The sequence below is a fragment of the Candidatus Bathycorpusculum sp. genome, assembly GCF_009778815.1.
Taxonomy (GTDB): Archaea; Thermoproteota; Bathyarchaeia; order Bathyarchaeales; family Bathycorpusculaceae; genus Bathycorpusculum; species Bathycorpusculum hydrogenotrophicum.
The window spans coordinates 1-3,343 of the sequence record NZ_WRFL01000115.1 but is presented as its reverse complement, the minus strand read 5'-3'; the positions used below and the strand labels follow the sequence as shown (position 1 = coordinate 3,343).

The window sequence follows — 3,343 nt, the reverse complement described above, 5'->3', positions numbered from 1 at the left end:
TCTAACTTTAAACATGCAACACCCAAATCCACGCCCTCACTAAACCAACCCGCCATAACAACATTCTCAACAGTAATCGTAAAATCAAACACGACAATCACACCAATAAAAAATGTGAACCTTTAAAAAAGAAACAAAATGCCTCACCACCCATAATCCTAACCTAACAGATACTTGCAGTTTTACATTATTTTGTGCTATCAGCTTCAGTAAACTCATGTTAACCGATTATTAGGTTTTGTTATTTTTTTGGAAATAATCTGGCAAACTGTGTCAGGATGATTAGTTGAAAAAACAAATGGTCTTTCACCTGCTTTGGTAATTCTCACAGCACTACCCAAAGATGTTGAATACGCCAAAGATCCAGCAGTACCATACCTTATTCCCATGCCAGCATATTTTTTGAAACTTGTCGTTGTTTGTTCACATGACTCAATATCACATAAAAAGAAACGTTGACTAAAAAATCTAAAGGCTACAACAAGTCCTTCTGAAGTAATTACTATCTTAAGACCACCAAAAATAGCATATATGATGGAAATAGTAAACAAGCCAGAGAATGCCATAACAATCCCAAATAACAAAGAAACACTATACCAACCAACTAACCCAACCACACCAAATACAGATGCTAAAACAATGAGAGTGGTTTTCATTAAAATGCCCAATCCTACTTTTTCATAATATTCAGTCGTCTGGTCTTTCATACTCTTTTTGGTATTCATGTTTTTAGCTCCGGTATAAGTTTTGAGAAGATCTGATGCGCTAATTTGGAGGGGTGAATTTTATCAGTGTCCTCAAGGTCTATGTCTCTTTCTTTGGCGATGTCTATTAGGTATTGTCGTGTTTGGTTTAGAAATGTTGTGTCGGTGACTTCTTCGGGGTTGTCGTGCCAGTACCAGACTTTTATGCCGTGGTTGGTGTTGTATGTGAGTATGGCTTTGCGTTTTAGTGCTGGGTGGTAGGCTAAAAGTATGCCGTTTTTTGGGTAGAGTTTGGTGATTTGAAGGTCGTTTGCTTGTGCTACGTCTAGTAGTGTGGTTGATAGTTTGGCTTCGGCGGATAGTTTGGTTTGGTTAACGAATTGTCTTGTGGTGTTTAGTTTGTTGGCGATTGTAACGGCGGATAAGCCTTTGTTTAGTAGAGACCACACAATTTTTTGTTTCTGAGTTAGTGGTGAGGCTAGGGTGTAAGTTGTCAAATTAACACGTCAAGTAAATAGTATGATATTTACATTTATTTAAATATTGGCTTTGAGTTGATCAACAGATTTCGTTCAGCATGTTCCAATTTCTGACCTTTTTTATAAATGGGCAGATCATTATTTTTGACAAGTTTTATTTCCGCAACGTTAAACAATCCTGCTCTTTATAAGTTGCATTGAAACGATATTGGCATCAGTTGTGATTTTTGAATTCAAGAGAAGAATGATTGCGTGATTTTGCGAGGTATTTTCGTCAATTAGTTTTTTTGGGTTTCTGTGTCTGTTCTTGGCTTGCGCCACAGTGCTGTCAGGTTAGCGATTGAAGGAAATAATTAAATATGTGTAAATACGTAATTATTTACAGAAGTTGTCGTGTATGTATGTCCCGCACAGCAACCATAAATAAAAACAAAAAATCTAGGTGCTCTTCAGATAAGAGACATCAATAAAACAATCATCAAAAATTCAATCAACACATGGATGAGTGACAAGATGAAGTATTCAAAAATACTTACAAACTACATTAGAGGCTGGTTCCCTGAAGAATCAAATACCTTGTCAAGAGAATCAAAAATAGAGCAAAAAACAATAAGCCAAAAAATCACAAATATTTCTGCAAAAATAATCGGTGGATTGGCCTTAGGCACTGGGATACTGTCTTTTGTTCTGCTAACAGTTCCATATTATTTGTTCCCTGACTCATATGTACCAAAAGGTAATCCCGGCTTAGGGTACACTACACCAAACAGTGCCGCAAGCTGGGTAGTTCTATCAGTAGCTATTGGTCTTCTTTTTCTTTCAATGATCCTTCTTGTACCCTTCAGCATAAAAAGGAACAGTAAAAGCTCCCAATGGGGTAACGCTGACATATATACGTCAAAACACACGAATAACTTGGACATAAATATTTTAACACTGAAAGAGCGCATACACAAAAAGTGATAATGTATTTGCAAGTATGCAAAATCTAACTAAAAAACAATGACTTGCATGCTCTTCACAAGGTCTCACTTGATATAAAAGAAGGCAAAGTATTCGGCTATATTGGTTCAAACTGCGCAGGGAAAACAACTGCTCTGAAAATTCTCGTGGGACTAATCAGCTAATCCTGTCAACCATGCTGAGCTGGCTCTTAGAAATCGCCTCAACAAACCGCTCATACACAATCTCAGCATAGCTGATGCTTGCAGTTTTACGTTATTTTGTATTAATTGCTTCAGTCAGTTCATGTTGATATGTTTGAACTTTGAATTTTTAATGTGGCTGTTAGGTTTAATTTTATAAGTCTCTTAAACTATAGTGTTTTCATTATATTCGAGTGTGTGCACGAAAATTGATTACACCATATAGTCGTACGTTGTCAGAACGAGAAGTCAAAGTATTAACCAGCCTAAGTTATGCAGGCAAAACAATCTTTACAACAAACGACCTAAAAGAATTCACCAATAACCCAAAGAATTTACTTGACTGGCTAGTACGTAAAAATTGGATCCAAAAAATAAAAAAAGGCACCTACCTAATAGCGCCCCTAAACGCAGGCACAAACGGCACAGACAACTATACAATGCACAGCTTTATTTTAGCATCCGTTCTTGTTGAACCCTACTACATAGCCTACGCAAGCGCCCTAAACCACCACGGCCTAACAGACCAAACCCCCAACGCAATCTATGTGGCAACAACCAAACCCCGCAACTCCAAAACCATACTCAACACTAAAATCCGATTCGTCACCATCCCCCCACACAAAATATTTGCAACCGAACAAATCACAATTGAAAACAGAAAAATCACCATCTCCTCCAAAGAAAAAACCCTAATTGACTGCTTAGACCACCCTGAACATTGCGGCGGTATAGAAGAAGTAGCCAAAGCCCTATACTTTGCCAAAAACGACATAGACCAAACCAAACTGGTAAACTTTGCTCAAAAAATCAGAAATAAAACCGTCCTAAAACGACTAGGCTACCTATCAGAAAAATTAGCCCTGGAAAAAGCATTTGAGGCACTTTCAACTCTGCCCCTTTCTTCAGGTTATTCCTTGCTTGATTGTTCCCTCAAAAAAAGAGGCCGCATAGTAGAAAAGTGGAAACTAGTTATAAATGTGCACATTGATCCTTCCAAGTGGACAACATGATA

4 protein-coding genes are annotated in these 3,343 nt (G+C 37.6%); 2 read left to right on the top strand and 2 right to left on the bottom strand.

All coding sequences use genetic code 11. The features are described from left to right. Positions 1-215 precede the first annotated feature (215 nt). Together FWF39_RS12130 and FWF39_RS12125 are read right to left on the bottom strand one after the other, a co-directional pair. Positions 216-725, bottom strand: a complete 510-nt coding sequence (locus FWF39_RS12130; protein WP_343383696.1) for a hypothetical protein — start codon at positions 723-725, stop codon at positions 216-218. Continuing rightward, positions 722-1,201, bottom strand: coding sequence for a hypothetical protein (locus FWF39_RS12125; protein ID WP_343383695.1), 480 nt, complete (start codon positions 1,199-1,201; stop codon positions 722-724). The genes FWF39_RS12130 and FWF39_RS12125 overlap by 4 nt, the downstream gene beginning before the upstream one ends. A 495-nt stretch (positions 1,202-1,696) precedes the next feature. Between FWF39_RS12125 and FWF39_RS12120 the strand changes: the two genes are divergently transcribed. Next, a complete protein-coding gene (locus FWF39_RS12120; protein ID WP_343383694.1) occupies positions 1,697-2,146 on the top strand; it encodes a hypothetical protein in 450 nt (149 codons plus the stop codon). Between the two features lie 415 nt (positions 2,147-2,561). Beyond that, positions 2,562-3,341: a type IV toxin-antitoxin system AbiEi family antitoxin gene (locus tag FWF39_RS12115; RefSeq protein WP_343383693.1), complete on the top strand. Its 780-nt coding sequence runs from the start codon at positions 2,562-2,564 to the stop codon at positions 3,339-3,341. The last annotated feature ends 2 nt before the right edge of the window (positions 3,342-3,343 follow it).